This window comes from Fructilactobacillus sp. X2R6C1 (assembly GCF_059901295.1).
The window spans coordinates 103,053-120,046 of the sequence record NZ_JBWXUZ010000004.1; the positions used below are offsets into that span (position 1 = coordinate 103,053).

30 protein-coding genes are annotated in these 16,994 nt (G+C 37.8%); all 30 read right to left on the minus strand.

Features of this window, described 5'->3' with window-relative positions; genetic code table 11:
- Window positions 1-7 precede the first annotated feature (7 nt).
- The 30 genes from AC6UDF_RS05375 to AC6UDF_RS05520 all read right to left on the minus strand — a co-directional run bounded on the left by AC6UDF_RS05375 (window position 8) and on the right by AC6UDF_RS05520 (window position 16,993).
- Window positions 8-223: a hypothetical protein gene (locus AC6UDF_RS05375; RefSeq protein WP_500706884.1), complete on the minus strand. Its 216-nt coding sequence runs from the start codon at window positions 221-223 to the stop codon at window positions 8-10.
- 46 nt (window positions 224-269) lie between these two features.
- Window positions 270-908 (minus strand): hypothetical protein, encoded by a 639-nt coding sequence (locus tag AC6UDF_RS05380; protein WP_500706885.1) that lies wholly within the window; start codon window positions 906-908, stop codon window positions 270-272.
- Window positions 909-984: 76 nt separating this feature from the next.
- Entirely contained in the window at window positions 985-1,470 is a 486-nt protein-coding gene (locus tag AC6UDF_RS05385) for a hypothetical protein (RefSeq protein WP_500694552.1), read from the minus strand.
- A gap of 19 nt (window positions 1,471-1,489) precedes the next feature.
- Window positions 1,490-2,608, minus strand: a complete 1,119-nt coding sequence (locus AC6UDF_RS05390) for a hypothetical protein (RefSeq protein ID WP_500706886.1) — start codon at window positions 2,606-2,608, stop codon at window positions 1,490-1,492.
- Between the two features lie 21 nt (window positions 2,609-2,629).
- On the minus strand, window positions 2,630-3,073 hold the full coding sequence (locus AC6UDF_RS05395) for a phage neck terminator protein (RefSeq protein WP_500706887.1): 444 nt from the start codon (window positions 3,071-3,073) through the stop codon (window positions 2,630-2,632).
- A complete protein-coding gene (locus AC6UDF_RS05400; protein ID WP_500694549.1) occupies window positions 3,057-3,401 on the minus strand; it encodes a hypothetical protein in 345 nt (114 codons plus the stop codon). The genes AC6UDF_RS05395 and AC6UDF_RS05400 overlap by 17 nt, the downstream gene beginning before the upstream one ends.
- The gene (locus tag AC6UDF_RS05405; RefSeq protein ID WP_500706888.1) at window positions 3,402-4,025 is read right to left on the minus strand and encodes a hypothetical protein; all 624 of its coding nucleotides are present in this window, start codon (window positions 4,023-4,025) and stop codon (window positions 3,402-3,404) included.
- Between the two features lie 4 nt (window positions 4,026-4,029).
- Window positions 4,030-4,371, minus strand: coding sequence for a hypothetical protein (locus tag AC6UDF_RS05410; RefSeq protein WP_500706889.1), 342 nt, complete (start codon window positions 4,369-4,371; stop codon window positions 4,030-4,032).
- Between the two features lie 13 nt (window positions 4,372-4,384).
- Complete coding sequence (locus AC6UDF_RS05415) at window positions 4,385-5,458, minus strand: phage major capsid protein (RefSeq protein ID WP_500706890.1); 1,074 nt, start codon at window positions 5,456-5,458, stop codon at window positions 4,385-4,387.
- Window positions 5,459-5,461: 3 nt separating this feature from the next.
- Window positions 5,462-6,052, minus strand: a complete 591-nt coding sequence (locus AC6UDF_RS05420; protein WP_500706891.1) for a capsid assembly scaffolding protein Gp46 family protein — start codon at window positions 6,050-6,052, stop codon at window positions 5,462-5,464.
- 150 nt (window positions 6,053-6,202) lie between these two features.
- The gene (locus tag AC6UDF_RS05425) at window positions 6,203-6,418 is read right to left on the minus strand and encodes a hypothetical protein (RefSeq protein WP_500694543.1); all 216 of its coding nucleotides are present in this window, start codon (window positions 6,416-6,418) and stop codon (window positions 6,203-6,205) included.
- A 13-nt stretch (window positions 6,419-6,431) separates the two neighbouring features.
- Window positions 6,432-7,352, minus strand: a complete 921-nt coding sequence (locus AC6UDF_RS05430; RefSeq protein WP_500706892.1) for a structural protein — start codon at window positions 7,350-7,352, stop codon at window positions 6,432-6,434.
- A gap of 13 nt (window positions 7,353-7,365) precedes the next feature.
- Window positions 7,366-9,108, minus strand: a complete 1,743-nt coding sequence (locus tag AC6UDF_RS05435) for a phage portal protein (protein ID WP_500706893.1) — start codon at window positions 9,106-9,108, stop codon at window positions 7,366-7,368.
- Between the two features lie 3 nt (window positions 9,109-9,111).
- Window positions 9,112-10,464, minus strand: coding sequence for a PBSX family phage terminase large subunit (locus AC6UDF_RS05440; protein WP_500706894.1), 1,353 nt, complete (start codon window positions 10,462-10,464; stop codon window positions 9,112-9,114).
- Window positions 10,442-11,248, minus strand: a complete 807-nt coding sequence (locus AC6UDF_RS05445) for a terminase small subunit (RefSeq protein ID WP_500706895.1) — start codon at window positions 11,246-11,248, stop codon at window positions 10,442-10,444. The genes AC6UDF_RS05440 and AC6UDF_RS05445 overlap by 23 nt, the downstream gene beginning before the upstream one ends.
- Before the next feature lie 528 nt (window positions 11,249-11,776).
- Window positions 11,777-12,220: an ArpU family phage packaging/lysis transcriptional regulator gene (locus AC6UDF_RS05450; RefSeq protein WP_500694538.1), complete on the minus strand. Its 444-nt coding sequence runs from the start codon at window positions 12,218-12,220 to the stop codon at window positions 11,777-11,779.
- 114 nt (window positions 12,221-12,334) lie between these two features.
- Window positions 12,335-12,784 (minus strand): hypothetical protein, encoded by a 450-nt coding sequence (locus tag AC6UDF_RS05455; protein WP_500706896.1) that lies wholly within the window; start codon window positions 12,782-12,784, stop codon window positions 12,335-12,337.
- Window positions 12,784-12,972 (minus strand): hypothetical protein, encoded by a 189-nt coding sequence (locus tag AC6UDF_RS05460; protein ID WP_500724007.1) that lies wholly within the window; start codon window positions 12,970-12,972, stop codon window positions 12,784-12,786. Before AC6UDF_RS05460 ends, AC6UDF_RS05455 begins: the two co-directional genes overlap by 1 nt.
- Entirely contained in the window at window positions 12,965-13,390 is a 426-nt protein-coding gene (locus AC6UDF_RS05465) for a DUF1642 domain-containing protein (RefSeq protein ID WP_500706898.1), read from the minus strand. The genes AC6UDF_RS05460 and AC6UDF_RS05465 overlap by 8 nt, the downstream gene beginning before the upstream one ends.
- Window positions 13,391-13,452: 62 nt before the next feature.
- Entirely contained in the window at window positions 13,453-13,950 is a 498-nt protein-coding gene (locus AC6UDF_RS05470; protein WP_500706899.1) for a MazG-like family protein, read from the minus strand.
- On the minus strand, window positions 13,951-14,178 hold the full coding sequence (locus tag AC6UDF_RS05475) for a hypothetical protein (protein WP_500706900.1): 228 nt from the start codon (window positions 14,176-14,178) through the stop codon (window positions 13,951-13,953).
- Complete coding sequence (locus AC6UDF_RS05480) at window positions 14,175-14,372, minus strand: hypothetical protein (RefSeq protein ID WP_500706901.1); 198 nt, start codon at window positions 14,370-14,372, stop codon at window positions 14,175-14,177. The genes AC6UDF_RS05475 and AC6UDF_RS05480 overlap by 4 nt, the downstream gene beginning before the upstream one ends.
- Window positions 14,369-14,593 carry a hypothetical protein gene (locus tag AC6UDF_RS05485; RefSeq protein WP_500706902.1) on the minus strand — a complete coding sequence of 75 codons (225 nt, stop codon included), beginning with the start codon at window positions 14,591-14,593 and terminating at the stop codon, window positions 14,369-14,371. Before AC6UDF_RS05485 ends, AC6UDF_RS05480 begins: the two co-directional genes overlap by 4 nt.
- A complete protein-coding gene (locus tag AC6UDF_RS05490; RefSeq protein ID WP_500706903.1) occupies window positions 14,594-14,884 on the minus strand; it encodes a hypothetical protein in 291 nt (96 codons plus the stop codon). It lies immediately after the preceding gene.
- Entirely contained in the window at window positions 14,877-15,056 is a 180-nt protein-coding gene (locus tag AC6UDF_RS05495) for a hypothetical protein (protein WP_500706904.1), read from the minus strand. The genes AC6UDF_RS05490 and AC6UDF_RS05495 overlap by 8 nt, the downstream gene beginning before the upstream one ends.
- A 6-nt stretch (window positions 15,057-15,062) precedes the next feature.
- A complete protein-coding gene (locus AC6UDF_RS05500) occupies window positions 15,063-15,362 on the minus strand; it encodes a hypothetical protein (protein WP_500706905.1) in 300 nt (99 codons plus the stop codon).
- Between the two features lie 17 nt (window positions 15,363-15,379).
- Complete coding sequence (locus AC6UDF_RS05505) at window positions 15,380-15,586, minus strand: HPP family protein (RefSeq protein ID WP_500706906.1); 207 nt, start codon at window positions 15,584-15,586, stop codon at window positions 15,380-15,382.
- Complete coding sequence (locus tag AC6UDF_RS05510; RefSeq protein WP_500706907.1) at window positions 15,579-16,112, minus strand: hypothetical protein; 534 nt, start codon at window positions 16,110-16,112, stop codon at window positions 15,579-15,581. Before AC6UDF_RS05510 ends, AC6UDF_RS05505 begins: the two co-directional genes overlap by 8 nt.
- Window positions 16,099-16,311, minus strand: a complete 213-nt coding sequence (locus AC6UDF_RS05515; RefSeq protein WP_500694525.1) for a DUF3310 domain-containing protein — start codon at window positions 16,309-16,311, stop codon at window positions 16,099-16,101. The genes AC6UDF_RS05510 and AC6UDF_RS05515 overlap by 14 nt, the downstream gene beginning before the upstream one ends.
- Window positions 16,298-16,993 carry a putative HNHc nuclease gene (locus tag AC6UDF_RS05520; RefSeq protein WP_500706908.1) on the minus strand — a complete coding sequence of 232 codons (696 nt, stop codon included), beginning with the start codon at window positions 16,991-16,993 and terminating at the stop codon, window positions 16,298-16,300. Before AC6UDF_RS05520 ends, AC6UDF_RS05515 begins: the two co-directional genes overlap by 14 nt.
- Window position 16,994: the final 1 nt, after the last annotated feature.

Consider the following 16,994-nt stretch of genomic DNA (forward strand, 5'->3'; position numbering starts at 1 on the left):
CCTTTCCTTAGTGTTGTTCGTTGCGAGCTTTCGCAATTTCATTCATTCCTTTTAACATTCCATTTTCAGTAGCGTCGCTTATTAATTCGAAATAGTCCTTTTTAATAGCGTTCGCTTTATGAATGCTATCGACTAACTTACCTGGTGTCTGATTGAGTAATTCTTCCTCACTCATCCCTAACCAATAACTGGCGATTAATGCTCCACGAGTTTTGTCGAGCATTTTGTCAACCTTTTTCTGGTCAACTTCGTCGTCGTTATTGAGGTATTTAGTTATTGCCGAATTGTATTGAGTCCGTAAGAAACGTCGTAGCGGTGTTTAATTTTTCCATCAAACCGTTGTAGTTGGTTAGGTCTGCTAAAAAGTTCATAGCTTCCTGATAGACTTGGAAAACTAAACCATCGTATTGTTCGCCTGGGTCAAAGTCAGTTTCTTTAACGTAGTGACGGTCAGGAGTACGTACGACTTGATCAAGTAACACTGGCAAAGTATTAGCTAAGTTCATTCCACCACGGTTATTAGAAGTTCCGGACAAGATACCAAAAGTCTTTTCATATCCAGGGAATCGCAATAAGAATTTAATTTCTTTTCCGTCACGATTCTTAACCGTGATAGTCTTTTGCTTCTTAGCTTCTGGTAAATCTTCATCTAGAGTTTCATAGGTCATCTTAGGAGAAACAATGACATTGTTCATAACCAAGAAAAACGCTTTAGCTAAGTCAGAAAAGTCATCGTTACGTTGCAAAGCATCCATAACTTGCATAGTTACCAAGGTTGAGGGACGTTCAAGCGTGATTGACTCAGTTTTGTCCTTACCTTTTTCATCTTTGAAAGTTACTTGCTTCTTAATTTGAGCGTCAAATAATGCGGTAAGTTCTGTGTTGTTAGTCTTTTTGCTGGTAGTCATAAATAAAAATCTCCTTTATATAAAAAAAGGGCTATGCACTTCTGCATAGCTCTTTAAAGTGTTTGAGTTGAATTTTTTAGTTAAACATTTGGTCTGGCAAAGCACTGTTATCAACTAAGTTACCAGAGTGAATAGAAACAGCCATAGTACTGTCAGTATTCTGAATAGGAATAGTTGGTCTAGTGTCAATGTTTGAACCCTCAAGTGTAACTGACACATGGTTTGAATTGTCCTCATAGATTAAATCAAAGGTAGTGTCGTCATCTGGACCACTTTCTAATTGTGACAAGAACAATGCGTTAAAGAACTTAGCGTCATCAGAACCAGTGATTAAGTTTAAAGTGGTTTTATATGAATTATCAGCACTTTCCATCATGTGCATATCGCCATGAAATCCAGAAGTATAAGTATACTTGGCAGCATTTGGTGCGATTGAACCAGCAGTACCATTTTTCATATCGGTGATTTCTCGAATCTTACCGTTTTTTCTTACATAAACATGTTGAAAACGGCTAGATAGAATATTAATCTCTCCGCCGTTACTCATAGTTGTTTTAGGCATTTTCTATTTCCTCCTTTTCCTAAACGATTACGTTGACGTTGGCATTAATGTCTTGAACGTCGTTGGCCACTTCAAAATCAAAACCAAACTTACTGAATGTTCTTTCGTTAACTAACTTCGTTGGAACTTGTGAGATTGGAGTTGAAGTAACAGTGATTGGTGCAACCAAAATGCCACTTGCCACATAATCTTTGCTGACACCGTCAATTAACTTGATGATCATTGAAACTGTGTCTTCGTCGTACTTAGGCCACTTTTGACCGTTTAAGTACTGTTGAATGACAAACTTAATTGAGTCGGTCACCATATTTACGTGAACAAACTGGTCAATATAGTTTCCGGCAAGTGCTTTACCAGAATTAGACATGTCCCAGTCAGCTTTATTAACAACAACTGAACCGTTAGCTTTCTCAATGGCTTCGTAGTCAGCTTCAGTGAAGTCAGCGTCTGGTTCCATTTGAGTTAAATTGCCAATGTGGCCAAAGTCAGTTGGAGCATTAATTGAGGCATAAGCAATCATTTGGACAGCTGGGTGCCGGTCAGAAGTTTCGACAATGGCACCAGTATTCCCTTGCTTTTCTTTTGAGTCAGATTGATAACCTTGAACGTGTGAACTCAACTTTTGTAAGTCAGAAATACTCTTAACTTGTGCATAGAGAGCAACACGTTGGTTGTCATACAAGAAGTCAGATAGAGTTTCTAAGTCACTTTCTGGGACAGTATTGTCTGCAGTAATGTAGTAGAAACCGTCAAAGATGTGTTGGCCAACTGCTTGCACGATTGGTGCAGAGGTATCAACTGTCTTTGATTCATCAGAACTACCGCTTCCACTAGTGGTTACATCTGATTGAATTAGTTGAGTGTTTGAATTTGGAACATAAGTTGAACCGTATTCAATAACTTCAATTGTTTCGTTGAAGTTTGGAACTTCCATAGCCGCCTTAGCGTTGGCATAGACTTCTGTGTTTTCTGGGTAGTCTTCTGCAAGGTCATCAATCGTGGCATAAGTTTTAGCTTTGTTAGTTGAACCTTTAGTCAGAATTGCGATTGCAGGCTTACCAGTTCCCTTAACCAGTTGCTGAATAGAAACGGTCAAGTGAACATTTGATGGGCGTTTGATAATATCGTTTACTGCCATCTTTAAAATCTCCTTTTTAATTTAGTTATTTGTGTCATCTTGAAAATCAGGTTGGATCATAAAAGTCATGGTTAAGCCATTCGAATATTGCCAGTCGATATTGAAGTAGACATCTGTATTGACCATGTCTTCGACTGTTTCGAGCGCTACGCCATGACTTAATAATTCATTTGCTGGTTTTTCCAAATAAAAAAGACGCCTGATCCAATCAGCCATCCCTAATGATTCTGTCTTTGTGTCAGACACACATTTAAGCTGGTAGACCAGTTCAAACGGTTTTGACATGTAATCGTTAAAGTACATCTGTTTATGTGCCACAACAGGGCTAAATGTGATGTATGGATAGCTGGGTTGGTCACCCGTCCTTTCTTCTGGAACAAAAGGGACGTCAGGTTCATATTTATGAATGACGTCTCCTAATAACTCTTCAAATTGTTGATAAATATTTTTAGAAATGAGAGTCACCGCCTCTCCTACGTTCGTTGTTAAACTTCAGCGAATAGATGTTGAGCCCGCCGGCTAAGTCCTGAGCAATACCTATCACTGTGTAGCGTTTTCCGCTATCAATCGTGACGTGGTCGCCTTTTTGAACGTCATTTAACTTGCTTACCCAGTACATGCTTCCAACTTCTAGCTCTCCACCAGTGATGGATTGAAAGTTGATGTTTGGATTACTTTGGTTAACTAAAGGTTCATTCACTTCAATGTCTGAACCATTTGCTCGTTCAACTTTAAGATGTTGAGCCAACATGTTCATGTTGAAAGCAAAGTTATTAAAGTTATGAAATTTCATCTACATCTCTCCTTTACTTCCAACTACATAAGTGATTGACCGGTAGAGTTTCCCTGAACTCATTAACGGATCATCGAAACCTTTGTTAGCTTGTGTTAATGGTGCGTTTTTTGGCGATTTGAAATCCAAGATAGTTTTTTGTAAGTCTTTAACCACTTGAACTCCAAGTCGGCGAAAGACTTCGTGTGGGTCAATCTCATCTTGATACATGAGATAGATAAGGTCTCGTAAGTCTTCATTCCACTTATCAATGTTCAAAGTGAAACAGTTTCTTAAAAATGGTCGAGCTGGAATCGTCACAGACTTCCTGAGAATGAACATCACACGAATTCCATTCGATTGACTCTTATCTTTAATGGCCAGAACGTTCTTGCCTTTTGGCTTGAACAGACCATCAATGTCTCGTGGCGACTTGCCAACCGTTTCTTTAGTTGGAATGCATAACCACTTGCCACCTTTAGGACTGATTGTCTTACCTTGCTCATTGACTAAAGCAATCATGGTCAAGTAACCATCATCACGTGGAACACCAACATACAGCTGATAGCCATTTAGCTTATCTGCATTCTCACGAAACTTATTGAGTTGATTGATTGCTTCTTGTGGTGTTACTTCATCTGCCATAGCATCACTCCGTTGTCACAGAGCCAAGACTGCCACCTGATCCAAACTGATTAACAATTTGTTCATAATGTTGTAAATAAGGATCGTTTTGTGTGTGGTCAGCAATTGTCTGTGAGTTGCCGAGTGTTGCGGCAGATGTCACGCCTCCAGAGCCCATGAACATATTGATGTAGATTAAATGACGAGTTAGCCAAGTAGTAGCAGTCTTTAACATGTCATCACTGACACCATCAGAAATAGCTATCTTATTAGCTTCACCAACCAGCTCATTGAACACAGCTTCAGAGATGTCATCTGCACAATCCATCAACCCAGTTACTTCTTCTTTGCTTGGCAGGTCTGCCATTTAAATCACATCCTTACTTACCTGAGCCTGAAGTTGATTTTGAGTCAGGAGTTGAAGTTGACTTTGAACTGTCTTTCTTAGTGTTAATCCCTTTAACAACGAAATCCGAGTCAACTTTGAATCCATACTCAACAAGTTGGATATTGCGTGGGTCACTAGCAACTTTGTAAAGCTTCTTATTTCCTGCAAGTAAATCATCTCTAAATCCTGTGAAACCATTTGACAACTGTGTCATATCTAAAGTGGTTCCTGAAATATGCATGGTTGCTAAGCGTTTTTGAATGATTGCTTGTTCTCCACCATTCTTGAATTCATCACGAGTAATCACGTTTCCATTTGCTGGAGTTGCTGTTGAGTATTGAACTGCACCATTTCCAAAGATGTAAGCAACAGTAGTGCCATTGCTTGGATCAACTGGAATAGAATCATCAAGAACAATCTTCATACCGTTGTAGCCCTCAAATGGAGCCCCACCATTACTTGGCTGGATAGTTTCAATCAAGTTTTGCTTTCTCATCTGACCATAAGCAGCTGAGTTAACCACGATTTGAGATAAGTTGTTTTGAATAACATCTCCCATGCGTGAAATAGCTGCAATAAAGTCGCCAGGGTTCAGATCTTTTTCACTACCGACGTTGTATGATTTAGCAGTCTTAATGTCATCGTTGTTGAAAGCAGTTTGAACTAACTTAATCAAACGTTTTTCATCGAGACGAGCCCACCAGTTTCCAAATTGCCCAGCGTATTGTTCCATTACTGGAGCTCCAGAAATAAGTTGTGAGTAGTCAGTTACGGCGTAAGCTTTAGCGTCAGCAAACTTAACTTCTTGTTCTTGGTCAGAACTAATACCCTCAGTAGTAATGTCAGTAGTATCATTCCAAACTTGTGCATCTCCACCTAAATCGCCAAGAGTCGGAATTGTGATCCCTAATCCAGGTTGTAATAGGCGACTACCTAAGTATTGGTCCGGTGTTAAAATACCGCTTCTTAAGAAACGGTCTGTTTCAGTTGATGAACGTTTTACCCAGTCTGCAAAGACAGTTGGATTCATCAAATCTGATAGTTGTGTAACTTTCTCAATTGCCATGAGTTAAATCTCCTTTGATAATTTTTTGTATAGTTCAGGGTCTTGGTCAGCTAAATCAGATTGTTCTTTCATGCTCATTCGTCTAAACTGGTCGGCTGTAATTCCCTGTGTTTCAATGTGGCCTCCGCCTTGTGGATTGGATTTCCCAGAAGTCTTGTGCTTGATTCCCTCATCAATGCCGATTTGGAAAGTTTTAGCGAACTCTTCCACGTTCTTTTGTCTAGTTGCTTCATCCGTCGATGAAAGGTATCCGGCAAAACTCTCTGGAATGTTCTTCTCTTTCAAAAGTGCACGGGTCTTAGTCAAAGCGTCTGCTTTATCAATCTCAGCCTGCTTTTTAGCGATGCTTTCTTTTTCAGCTTTTAAAGCATCTAGTTTGTCTTGATAATCAGCTTTAGCTTTGTCTTCAGCGCTCATTTGAGCTCGTTCCTCACCCTTTTTAAGAGCTTCTTTCCGTGCTTCATCAATCTTGGATTCAAGATCAGATTTCTGTTCTTCCAACTGCTTCGAATACTTGTCTTCATACTCTTTAGCTTTGTTGGACATTGCTTTGTCCATATCAGCTTGTGTGTACTTCTTTTCTTCGTCTGCCATAAGGTTTCCTCCTACTTTTTAAGTCCGTAGACTAGTAAGGTTTTAAGTTTCTCAACTCAGCAAAAAAGCCAGTTCTTTTAGGCCTGCTGACTAAAAAAGGCCATAAAAATAGCACTCAACAAAGTTAAGTGCTAATGATATTTATTTAATTTAATAAGCTACTTCAATTGCAATCAAAGTTAAACATATGGATCCTATTCCAGTACCAATAAACATAGATATGATTAATAATAAATTGCTACGTAGTATGGGCAAAATTCCAACTAAAAGCATTGGCATAAAGCTCATAACCATCGAAACAATAAATGTAACAAAAATTGTATCTACTAATTTTTGCTTACTGATTAATTTACGAATTGTTTTCATATTTAATTACCTCTTAATCAATTGATGTATCACTGGTTAGGTTACCGTCTTTATCACATGGTATTAACTGACACCGGCAATTAGGATGGCTATCACCTGGTATGTCAGGTGCCTGTTCAATTGGATACGGGTTGTCATCTGCCAATCCCTCACAAATCTCACAGACCTTTTCATCCTTTTGTGTTAGCAAATAAACATAGTCAACATCATTGTCTTTGAACGCTGCCATTGCTCCATCAGCATTGTTACTTGATGCTTCTGTACGAAATAACGTTTGAATTCCAGATACTTCTGTGTTGACAGCACTATTAATGTTTCCTGATTTCCTATCATCATTTTCACTCATGGTCTTAGTTAGATGTCTCATCTCTGACAAATTCAAACCAGTTTGCAAACTTGAATAAAGAACCTGTGTGGCTTTCGACATCATGGTTTGCGCATGGTTATTAAGTGAATTGAGGAAGTCTTGTTGCGTATGGTCGTTTGGATTCATAGTGTATTCGCTGCCACTGTTCCTCCAACGATAACCCTCAACGTACTCTTTGTTGAGCTTATCAACTGAATAATCAGCAACATTGTTCGTTGCAACTACAATTCCAGCACCAACTAATGCTCCCATCATGTCACGTTTAGACACTTGCGATTGTGCATACAATGCTCGTAATTGCTTGGTCAGATTATCGTTGTCTGACGAATTAGCCATGAGCGAATTGATAGCGTCATGGAATTGTTGAACATCCCATGTTGAAACGTCTTTGGATACCTGACCAACTGACAAATGATTGTCTTCGGCATAGTGGAAAAAGAACTCATTCAAATTACTGGCAACGATTGTCATTGCCTGGGAATAGAACCCAGCAATCTTATCAGCATTGTTGTTATCTTGTTGAACTAACTTCTCAATTCTTTTCTGTTCTTGTTTGATTGTTGCCAATGATCACACCACCTTAGTTGCTTTCTCCGCCACTTTGTCCAGTTTTATCTGGGTCTTCTTCTTTTAGTGGCTTAGGATTATTCCCCATGTTCTGTTGGAAGAGATTGTTATTGATGCTAGCCATTGGATTGTTCTTAGCTTGGTCAGCTTTCTGTTGGTCCATTCGTTCTTGCTCTTGTGATTGAGGAACACCAGTAACTGGATAAGCCATCTCTTGAAGTGTCTGTGTTGAGACAACACCTTGAGAAGCCAACGACTGCATTACATTTACAATTGCTTGGTTATTCTTAGGATTGTTTGGAGTGAACGTGATGGTAACGTCGTTAGCGTCCTCATCTTCATTGACTCCAGAGCTCGGTTGCATACCTAAATAGTTAATCAGTAAACGCAACCGGCGATGAATTCCACGAGCAAATAGTGAATCGGTAACTTCCATTTCCTGGTCCATTCCAAATAGCTTGTACGACATCGCTACACCAGAAGCATTACCAGCGAAGTTAGCGTCAGTTACATTTGGTGTGTTAGTGAACTGCATGATTTCATTAGCAATGTCCGTCCTGTGTTTGTCCCAGTCAGTCACATTCAAGTTCTTAGTGAGATACGTTGCAGTTGTTGGAACCGTCTGTGTGTTACCTGAAGCATCATGGAATTGGTAAGGCTTCATATACATCACGTTTGAGTGAGTATCCAATACCTGTTTTTCCATAATTGGTGTGTTCTTGTTGCCGAGTTTATCTTGAGATCGATTAGTATAGTTACCATTGTTGTCAATATAGACTTGATTACCATTCTCATCCAACATCGGCTCAGCTTTGCCACCTTGATTGCTGATAATACCTGAAATTAATAACTGGGCATTGTTGAAGTCTTCTTGGTTGTTGGCCATTCCTGACTCTGATTGGTCGTACTCGTCTATCTTATCCAGGACACGTTCATAAACTCCCATACGCTCTGGGTTGTTATCAAACTCAGTGATAGGAACTTGATGGAAGTATGTGTCTTCCACTTTAGTAAGAGTTAGGTCACCAGTGATATCTTGGCCAGCGTCATAATAGTAAACCTTGTTGTCGGTATAAACTTCAACCTGGAAGTTAATTTGTCCGGCAATTTGAATTTTGTAGTAACGAACGGCAAAGAGTTCAGTTGGTTCAACATCGGTCGACCAAACCACGAAACAACTGTTAGGGTCAATCGTTGTCAGATGAACTTCATTAGTTCCTTCTTTGATAAACATTAGCTCATAGGCTCTACCAGTCGTAAACATGTTAATGGCCATCAATCTGTTGTGATAAGGCTCGTTAATCTGTCTATTGAATTGAGCTACCGTGTTTAGTAATTCTTCGCCCTCGTCTTCATCAGCATTATCATCGTTGCTATCAAATCCATATTTGATTGGATTACCAAACTGATGTCCGATTCGTAGGTTAGTAATGTATGTGGCCCACGGATTAGCAATGCGATTGTCTGATTGGTTCTTATTACGCAACTCGCCTTGCCAGTGATGAATGTTGTTGTCGCCGTAGTAATATCGTTGCAACTCAAGGATACGATCCAACTGATTTGAGTAATGATCATTGACGTAGTAACGAACTAATGCCGAGAAGTTCTCAGAGTTTGGAGCGTCTTTGATTGCATCCCAGGTTGGTTCAGGAATTGAATATTGCACATTGGCATTCTGACCAAATCGTGTCCCGTCTAAACTGTGATTCTTTCCAAACACATCTGGTTGTCGCATGGTTCCATTAATATTTGACACGTTCTATACCCCCATTCTTGGCCGTCCGCCAATAAGTCCTTTGCTTTGTAGTAGTTCGTTTTGTTGTGTGATTGAGCCGTTGTCACGCTTGGATAGTTCTTGTTCACGCTTGTACCAGTTCTTGGTTGCAACTGCATAACGTAACGCGTCCATGCAATCGTCCATCCCATCTTTCTTGATTGGTTCGCCGGTTTTTTCATTCCAGGTGTATTGATAAATCTCCGTCTCAAAGTCCATTAGATTGTCTTTAACAGCCATAAACTTATTGTTATGGATAATGTCAGCTATCTCTTCTGTCCCAGTCATGCGTGCTTTATAAGCATTGATTGCTTTGATGTTAGCGTCTTGGAAACGTGCAACGTATTCTGGTCTAGCAGAATCACAATAGAATGGAATTGCTAAACCATATTGCTGTTGGATTTGTTTGGCCACTTCCATCCAGTATTCAATTTGCCGATGTTGATACGTCCATTCTTTAACGAGATAAGTGTTGCCATCTTCATCATCAGCCATTAATACGATTGAGCCTTTATGTTCAAAACCCCAGTCAAGGCCACAGTAATAACTCAACGTATGTTCTTGCTTAATCTTGTTGAACTGTTGAGCAGTAATCGTGTTGTCCTTTTCGTTGTAGTCTTGATAAACCAGACCCTCACCAGATACCCATAAGCCTTTAATTGCTCGGTCATAGAACATCCCACTTGGTGTCGTCTCTTTTAACGATTCAACATACTGTGGCGACAAGTTAGCGATGTTGTCGTCCAACGTGAACTTATTTGCGATGATAAACTTGCTGTCCGCTGCCTTATCAATGTAGTTAATTTTCAACCAATGCGTAGGAATATCAGGGTTTGTATCGCACACAATCCTGGCACCATCTGCTGAACAACGCTTCTGGATTTCATCAAACACTTCCTGATTAGCTTTGGAAGCTTCATTGATGTACGCACCGTATGAAGTCATACCTCTAATACTTCCAAGACCACGAATACTTCCTGTGTATGCTTGTCGTACTTGAACTGGTGGTAATCCAGGAAACTTAACATCAAATCCGTTAAACCGATTGAACTTAAACACCAAGCCAAATGTGTTAAACATTTCCATAATGATATTGGAATTAATCGACTTGGCGTCCACACCAGCTAGTATGTATTGAGGATGCGCAACCCCTTTGGATTGTGCAACCTCGGCTGCATGTCGCAACTCAAATAAAAACACAAAGTTGTCAACAAACGTTTTACCAGCACGAACCGCACCGTAATTAATCATCAACGTCCAATAAGGATTGTTGATTTCCTGATCAATAACTTCCTGCTGCTTTGGAGTGAATAGATTATTCAGATTTACCTTTGTCATCTTCTTCAGCTCCTTTAGCTATTGTGTTAAGCAGTTTGTCTAGTACACTTGTCTCATTATCTTTACCGTCATTGCTGTTAGCAAAGAACTTGTACAAACGTTCTCGTGCTTTCTCTGGGTCTTTGAGTTCAACCTTGAGTCCGTCACGACCCTTAGTAATTGATTTAACCAAGGACATGTCGACCTTATCTTTATCAGTTAAATAGAAGTCTGTAGTGTGATAGTAGATAGGATTATCGTCAGCATCTAATACAGGTGAATCTGCTGCATCAGTTGCCAACATCTTGGTTGTCTTCCAATTAATGTAGTCATCAAGGTTTCCAAATGCTTGTTTAGCGTCGGCTTTGATCAAGTCAGTGATTTCGAGTTGCAATTCATTTGATGTTTGCTTCTTTAATCTTGTGATATAAGCCTTAACGTTAGCATTCGTAAGCAGTCTCGAACCATTTACAACAGCAGTATCACGATTAGTGTTATATGCTTTCATGTACGCCCACGTTGCGTTAAATCTTTGAAGATAGTACATGCAAAATAATTCTTGCTTGTCATTCAGTCCATCAGATTTCACAGGTTCACGAGTTGCAACCTTTTCTGTTCTGGTTGCACCTTTTTTGGTTGCGTTGCGTTTATTTTGCAACGGTTGCGTTAGCCGTTTGTCCTCGTCCCAGTGTTCACGTGACTTCCACGACTTTACAGTCCCATATGCAACCCCATATTTGGTTGCAATTTTCTTTAATGAAATACCAGCTAAGTAATCAGCTTTGGCATCGTCTCTCTTAGACACTTACATCAACCGTCCCTCCTATCGTTGGATTTATGTTGCTTTTGTTTTCTTTGTTTCCCTTTAGCTTCGCGGTCCAGACGTTGAATTAACTCAAACTCAGTCTTGCACGAATATGTAATTCCCTTATGTGTATACAAATAATTCACTCCATAAAAAAAGAGTTGGAAACTCCATGTTCCAACTCTTTGCGATTTCGCTACTGCTAATTATGAAATAAGCTCTTGGATCAACAAGTACGTAAGTAAATAAACAAATTAATTATTCGAAAGGAGAATTAGCAGTAACGCAGTAGATGCAGATTTCTCTGCAAAGGCAAGTGTCCGGATTCGAACCAGACTATTCTTTGAGGTTTTCCATGTCGCCCATACTTGCCCGAGGTAAAAAACAATTTGAAAGCCATATCCAATTTCTGGACAATACCAATATATAACGTTTAGCTCCGCTTATGGTTCACTTTTTGTCCCCTCTTTGTACACATTTAGTTCACATTTCCTCCGCTTTTAGTTCACAAATAGTTCACTCTGAAATTTATTTGTAGGAAATCAGAGAATAAACTTCATCATCATTTCTAAATGGTAATGGCGGACAGACTTGAGCAAACGCTAGTAACGCTTCATTTTTAACCTGGTAAAATCTTGTCTTACTCAAACATAACTGTGACATTAAAAATTCATCTGGATACTGTCTTGTTATGTAAGAGTTGTTTAGAATATCTCGGTATCGTTCATCTGTTAGAAATTCAATTGCTTTCCGGCAATACTCACAATACAAACTAGCGTCGATATGTTCTAATATGCGATTTTCTTGCGAATTAGTAGTTGATTGTGCTTTTGGCATGTCTGAAATGATTGGTGAGCCAAGGGATGCGACCTTTTGACTTAATTCTCTGTTGTGCCAATACGTGTATTTCTCTAAAGCCATTTTTGCATTTGCGATCGTCTGTTCTTTATTTAGAAATGTGAAGTGAGACATAAGCAGAACTCCTTTTCGTGTGATATACTATAGAAGTTCTGTAATACGAACGTACGTTTTTCGATGAATAGAGAAAGTGGGCTTTAGGGATATGGTCTGCTTTTTTTGTTTGGTCTAAAATTCTTTTATTTCTTGTGCGTATGGCCGGTAAACTTCTGGGACCTCTGTATCAATCTGCTTTTTTGTAAATTCATCAGCCCAAGTGTTTTCTACGCATTCCCACTTCTGTTTATCTCCCTTTCTTAAATAAAGACTGTGTCCTTTCGAATTGGAAATAACTGGAAGTTTAACTACATATTTTGTTGGCTTAATCTTGAATCCATTGACTAAAGCGATTAACAATTTTGATTGATATTTGTTTAAATCCTTAAACATAGGATTGTCTAACGACATGCGAGTGATATCTCGTTTCATTGTTACAGCGACATCTAATTTATCGTCTGATCCGGTTTCCTCAACTGTCTTTCTAACTTCCTCATTTAACCAAGTTGCTTGACCAGCAGTTAGCTCTGGTACATTTTCTTCCTTGTTATCTGGAACTTTGCTAAATAAAATGTTAGTCATTACCAGCACTCCTTATTTTTGAATTTTGAAATGATTTGATGATTAGTGGCCATAAATTGACCATCAACCAATTCAACATCAATGTTTCCAACTACTTTCAATGATTCTTTATCAATATTTCCATAAAACTTTTTTGCTTCGCCGTTCATTTCTTGGACGGCTTTTTCAATCGGCTCGAATTTACCCATCATCAATCACCAACTCTTTTGGAATTTTAAACTTACGATACATTTCTGGCACTTTATCTAATTCATCATCAGTAAACGTAATTTTGGTGTCAGTAAAACTTGGCCTTGCTTGAAACTTATCTAATTTATATGAATCATATGCTGACAAATACATTTGGCTTCCATGGTCAATAATATTTGGCATAGGAATTACATATTCTTGATTATCAAATGTATAGCCATCCTTTACCGCTCCTAAAATTAATCGAACATGCTCACATAAATCTAAAAATAACCATTCAAACACTTGTTTGTCTGATTTATCTAATTCAGACTTATCAGCAAATAACAGTTCACCAAGCGCCGCACAATGATAATTTTTATTTCTTTCAATCCAACCTGCGACAAATTGTGGTATCTTTACCTTTTCTTTTTCCATAATCTAAAATCTCCTTTGTTTGTGTTCGGAACTAATTACGCAAGTTTTAGATTATTTGTTTTTTATTTTTCGATATCTTCTTTTTTAATGAAAGTACCGTGGTCAGTCTTGCCTGTACGATCCTTAATCACGTTGTAAGAAGCTGAAATTAAATCCTCAATATTCCAACCATTCTGTTGAGCAATGATTGTAATTACTATATAGATATCGCCCAAAGCGTCTTTTAAGTCATCTGTGTGTTTCTTGTTGTGAGCTTCAGCTAACTCGCCAGATTCTTCCATGAGCTTGATAACTTGCTTATCGGTCTTTTTATCTAAACCATGTTGGACCGCCCATTCTCTGATTTTTTCTGTTGCATTTTGCTGTTTTTTCAATTCTTGCTCTCTCCAATACAACTCTTTTTCTCTATGACGTATACTTTCTTCTTTTTCATAATGAATCTGGTTGCTATCTTTCATCTGTTTTCTAAGTCGTTTTTTATTTATTTTCATATGTTTCCCCTCAACCAACGAATTTAAACATTGTGATTTGACACTCTCTATTTCATCAAAACTAATCATTTATAGTTTCCTTCCACACATCGGACAGTAATTTATATCAGCAAATGGATGGTTCTCTAAATACGAACCTGCTGAAACATCTATACACAAATAGTATTTTTTATAGTTTTTGTTACTGCCAATATATAAAATCGTTGAAATGTCAGATGGATCGTTATCTTCATCAATTTCAATTAAGCTCTTTTGTTCATGCTGACAGTAGTGGCAATTCTTTTGTTCTTTAGTCATTTGTATAAATTCCTTCCACATTTAGGGCAATAATAAGCTTCAGTCATAATAGCTTTGTCTCCATATTTCCAATAAAACAGTTTCCATTTATGGTCTGAATCATAATTTAAACCTAATGCTCTATTTTGCTTATCGTGATACATAAATTTCCCAATACCTGTACAATAAGGGCACTCTTTTTGTTGTTCAGTCATTGCGCGTCAACCTCTTTCGCATACTTTTGATAATCTTTTGGCATTTCTTGAATTTCATCTAATGAAAAGATTGCATAATCATGTTTGCTAGCCTCTGAATCGCTAATAAAATAGCAAAAAGCATAACATCCACTATGTCTATCTGATCGAAATACTGTGACGTAAGCAACTGGTAATTGATATAAATTAACATCTGGTAGTGGAACTACATACTTTTTCATTTAATTAACCTCAACTGCCATTTCTTGATATGGTTTTGGTAAATCTTTTAATTCTTCCTCGCTAAAAATTGCCTCATCATGATTTTCTACTTCACTAAGATCATAAAGTCGTTCTCCATATTGTTGAGCCTCATATTGTTCAACCGCATATGGACCATTTAAGTAATAACTTCCTTCTGGAACTTTAGTTAAAAATGAATTCATATAAATGGGGATATAACTATCCATATTTCTACTTGTTACATAAGTAGTATCAAGTAAAGGAATTGCATACTTCTTTTGTTTAGTCATTCTTATGTTTTGCTCTCATTTCTTTTACATAACCAACTAACTCGTCTTCCATTTCGTTAGCTTCTTTTTCAGTGATTGGAAATCCTTTTTCGTTAAAGTGCATAAACACACCTGGAATCTTTTTATGAATTCGTTTAACAAATTCCTCATAACTTACTGTTTTATCGTTCATTCATTCTCACCACCCATGACTAGATACATCCTCACTAATTAAAAATGCTAAGTCGCCTAAATCTTCAATTTTAAAATCGCTATCCTTCTTTTTCTGGTAATCAACTTGTTTATAATCATCTAAATTAACTTGTTTAGAAAAATCAGTTTGGAAAAATGAGTCTAAAGATTCTAAAACATCTTTTATCATTTCCTTATTGTCTTCATACTCTTGTTTAACCTCTTCATGGATAGCTTTATCGATAGCTTTGTCATACTTATCAGAATTTTGCATGATTTCCTGTTCTTTGCCTAAATTTCTATTCATGTAAAAGCACATTTCAATCATCTCGTTTTCTTTGGATGGCCTGAATATAAACGCCCTTTAAATCCATGTTCGTCAAATAAATCAGACATATCTATTTCTTGGTGCATATCACGTTGTTTTGTTTTTTTAATACTGCTATACAACAACATCATTGATGCAATTGCACAACCAACGCTAATACCGGCACAAAACCAGCTGATACAAATTGGAATTAAATTAGTCAATGTAAACCTCCTGAGCTAAAAGCTGATTATACGGTGAAAATTGTTCAACTTCTGATTCAGTGAAAATAAATTGTTCTTTATACCTGCTAGGGGACAAAATACCTAGTTCTTGTGGATGAAGTATTGATTCTTTGTTGCTCATTGCAACACCTATCCACGTTTTCCCCCAGTAAGGGCTAGTTGTTTTCACTAAATAGTACTGGTATTCACCATCTTCAGTATCTGGGATTGGAATAATGTATCTTCTTTGCTTCCCATTTTTCTTACATTCCGATCTTGACTTAATTAAAATCAATCTATCTAATAAACAATTATTTAGTTTTAATTTGCTTTCAATTCTTTCTAAACGCTCATCTGTTTTCTTATTTTTCATATTTTCTGATTGTTCCCTCTGGTGCCTGCCCCTCTCTAAAATCTTTAGGTACTCCTCGTGTGTCTCATGTAGTAGTTGAAAATTTTCATCCATTGATTTGTCTAATTTTTTCATTGATTCTTCCTGTGATATTTTCTCTTTAGACTTTTTCATCTTTTGCCTCCATATAATCAATTAATCGATTCAAATAATCACGCGCTTTTTTCAAATCTTGAATCGGTGTTCCTTTATCCTCGAATCGAACAATATACTTCATGATATTTCCAACCATGAATCCAATGAACTTATCTTTTGGCAAGATATCTGACATATGAGTGATTAGATCATATTTCCCATGCTTATAACGGTTCATCATTTCTCTCCTGTTCGTCTAATCGTTTGTTACTCGTCAATTTAAGCTGTCTGATTAACTCATCATCCAATTTAATCGGCTTGATTTGGAACTGTCTGGCAAAGTCAGCAATTCCCATTGAATGCCGTAAATTGTGATGCTTTCTACAAAGTGACCACACATACATCCCTCGTTGATCAATCTTGTATCTGTTTCGGCCCATTCCAACTGCCTTAAAGTGGTCAATGTCAGCTCCCGGCTTTCCACAGATAATGCAATCACGATGTAAAACACACTTTCGGACGAGACCATAATTACCTTGGATTTCATCAAAACACTTCGTTTTAAACGGCACATCTTCATCAATAAAGTAACCAATAATGAAGTCGATAAACTTCTTTGCTAGTGTCACAGAACAGTCAGCCATTGAAAAGTATTGCGGTTCTTTCATGGTCTCAATGAACTCATACTTTAGAAAAGCTTCAGACTCTGGTTTTAAGAATCCTGTGTACTCAGAAAAGTCGCCAATCAATCCAAATATCTTTTTTCGCTGGTCTGGAGTTATATGGCGTCCATCAGCAATATCAATCTCCACAATTGGCTGGCGTCCATCTGAGAAACGTTTTATCTTTTCCATGTCTAATTGTTCGTCAACATTTAAAACGAGATGTGAGCCTTTAATATGCTCTAATTTTGCATACATA

What these genes read in the sequence shown, in the direction of transcription:
- AC6UDF_RS05385 (WP_500694552.1), bottom strand. Translation starts at nt 1,470, where the DNA reads ATGCCTAAAACAACTATGAGTAACGGCGGAGAGATTAATATTCTATCT.
- AC6UDF_RS05515 (WP_500694525.1), bottom strand. Translation starts at nt 16,311, where the DNA reads ATGAACCGTTATAAGCATGGGAAATATGATCTAATCACTCATATGTCA.
- AC6UDF_RS05410 (WP_500706889.1), bottom strand. Translation starts at nt 4,371, where the DNA reads ATGGCAGACCTGCCAAGCAAAGAAGAAGTAACTGGGTTGATGGATTGT.
- AC6UDF_RS05405 (WP_500706888.1), bottom strand. Translation starts at nt 4,025, where the DNA reads ATGGCAGATGAAGTAACACCACAAGAAGCAATCAATCAACTCAATAAG.
- AC6UDF_RS05390 (WP_500706886.1), bottom strand. Translation starts at nt 2,608, where the DNA reads ATGGCAGTAAACGATATTATCAAACGCCCATCAAATGTTCACTTGACC.
- AC6UDF_RS05510 (WP_500706907.1), bottom strand. Translation starts at nt 16,112, where the DNA reads ATGAAAAAGTCTAAAGAGAAAATATCACAGGAAGAATCAATGAAAAAA.
- AC6UDF_RS05450 (WP_500694538.1), bottom strand. Translation starts at nt 12,220, where the DNA reads ATGTCTCACTTCACATTTCTAAATAAAGAACAGACGATCGCAAATGCA.
- AC6UDF_RS05455 (WP_500706896.1), bottom strand. Translation starts at nt 12,784, where the DNA reads ATGACTAACATTTTATTTAGCAAAGTTCCAGATAACAAGGAAGAAAAT.
- AC6UDF_RS05490 (WP_500706903.1), bottom strand. Translation starts at nt 14,884, where the DNA reads ATGACTAAACAAAAGAAGTATGCAATTCCTTTACTTGATACTACTTAT.
- AC6UDF_RS05375 (WP_500706884.1), bottom strand. Translation starts at nt 223, where the DNA reads ATGCTCGACAAAACTCGTGGAGCATTAATCGCCAGTTATTGGTTAGGG.
- AC6UDF_RS05475 (WP_500706900.1), bottom strand. Translation starts at nt 14,178, where the DNA reads ATGACTAAAGAACAAAAGAATTGCCACTACTGTCAGCATGAACAAAAG.
- AC6UDF_RS05400 (WP_500694549.1), bottom strand. Translation starts at nt 3,401, where the DNA reads ATGAAATTTCATAACTTTAATAACTTTGCTTTCAACATGAACATGTTG.
- AC6UDF_RS05495 (WP_500706904.1), bottom strand. Translation starts at nt 15,056, where the DNA reads ATGAACGATAAAACAGTAAGTTATGAGGAATTTGTTAAACGAATTCAT.
- AC6UDF_RS05415 (WP_500706890.1), bottom strand. Translation starts at nt 5,458, where the DNA reads ATGGCAATTGAGAAAGTTACACAACTATCAGATTTGATGAATCCAACT.
- AC6UDF_RS05380 (WP_500706885.1), bottom strand. Translation starts at nt 908, where the DNA reads ATGACTACCAGCAAAAAGACTAACAACACAGAACTTACCGCATTATTT.
- AC6UDF_RS05425 (WP_500694543.1), bottom strand. Translation starts at nt 6,418, where the DNA reads ATGAAAACAATTCGTAAATTAATCAGTAAGCAAAAATTAGTAGATACA.
- AC6UDF_RS05440 (WP_500706894.1), bottom strand. Translation starts at nt 10,464, where the DNA reads ATGACAAAGGTAAATCTGAATAATCTATTCACTCCAAAGCAGCAGGAA.
- AC6UDF_RS05520 (WP_500706908.1), bottom strand. Translation starts at nt 16,993, where the DNA reads ATGTATGCAAAATTAGAGCATATTAAAGGCTCACATCTCGTTTTAAAT.
- AC6UDF_RS05460 (WP_500724007.1), bottom strand. Translation starts at nt 12,972, where the DNA reads ATGGGTAAATTCGAGCCGATTGAAAAAGCCGTCCAAGAAATGAACGGC.
- AC6UDF_RS05500 (WP_500706905.1), bottom strand. Translation starts at nt 15,362, where the DNA reads ATGAATAGAAATTTAGGCAAAGAACAGGAAATCATGCAAAATTCTGAT.
- AC6UDF_RS05485 (WP_500706902.1), bottom strand. Translation starts at nt 14,593, where the DNA reads ATGAAAAAGTATGTAGTTCCACTACCAGATGTTAATTTATATCAATTA.
- AC6UDF_RS05420 (WP_500706891.1), bottom strand. Translation starts at nt 6,052, where the DNA reads ATGGCAGACGAAGAAAAGAAGTACACACAAGCTGATATGGACAAAGCA.
- AC6UDF_RS05465 (WP_500706898.1), bottom strand. Translation starts at nt 13,390, where the DNA reads ATGGAAAAAGAAAAGGTAAAGATACCACAATTTGTCGCAGGTTGGATT.
- AC6UDF_RS05480 (WP_500706901.1), bottom strand. Translation starts at nt 14,372, where the DNA reads ATGACTGAACAACAAAAAGAGTGCCCTTATTGTACAGGTATTGGGAAA.
- AC6UDF_RS05470 (WP_500706899.1), bottom strand. Translation starts at nt 13,950, where the DNA reads ATGATTAGTTTTGATGAAATAGAGAGTGTCAAATCACAATGTTTAAAT.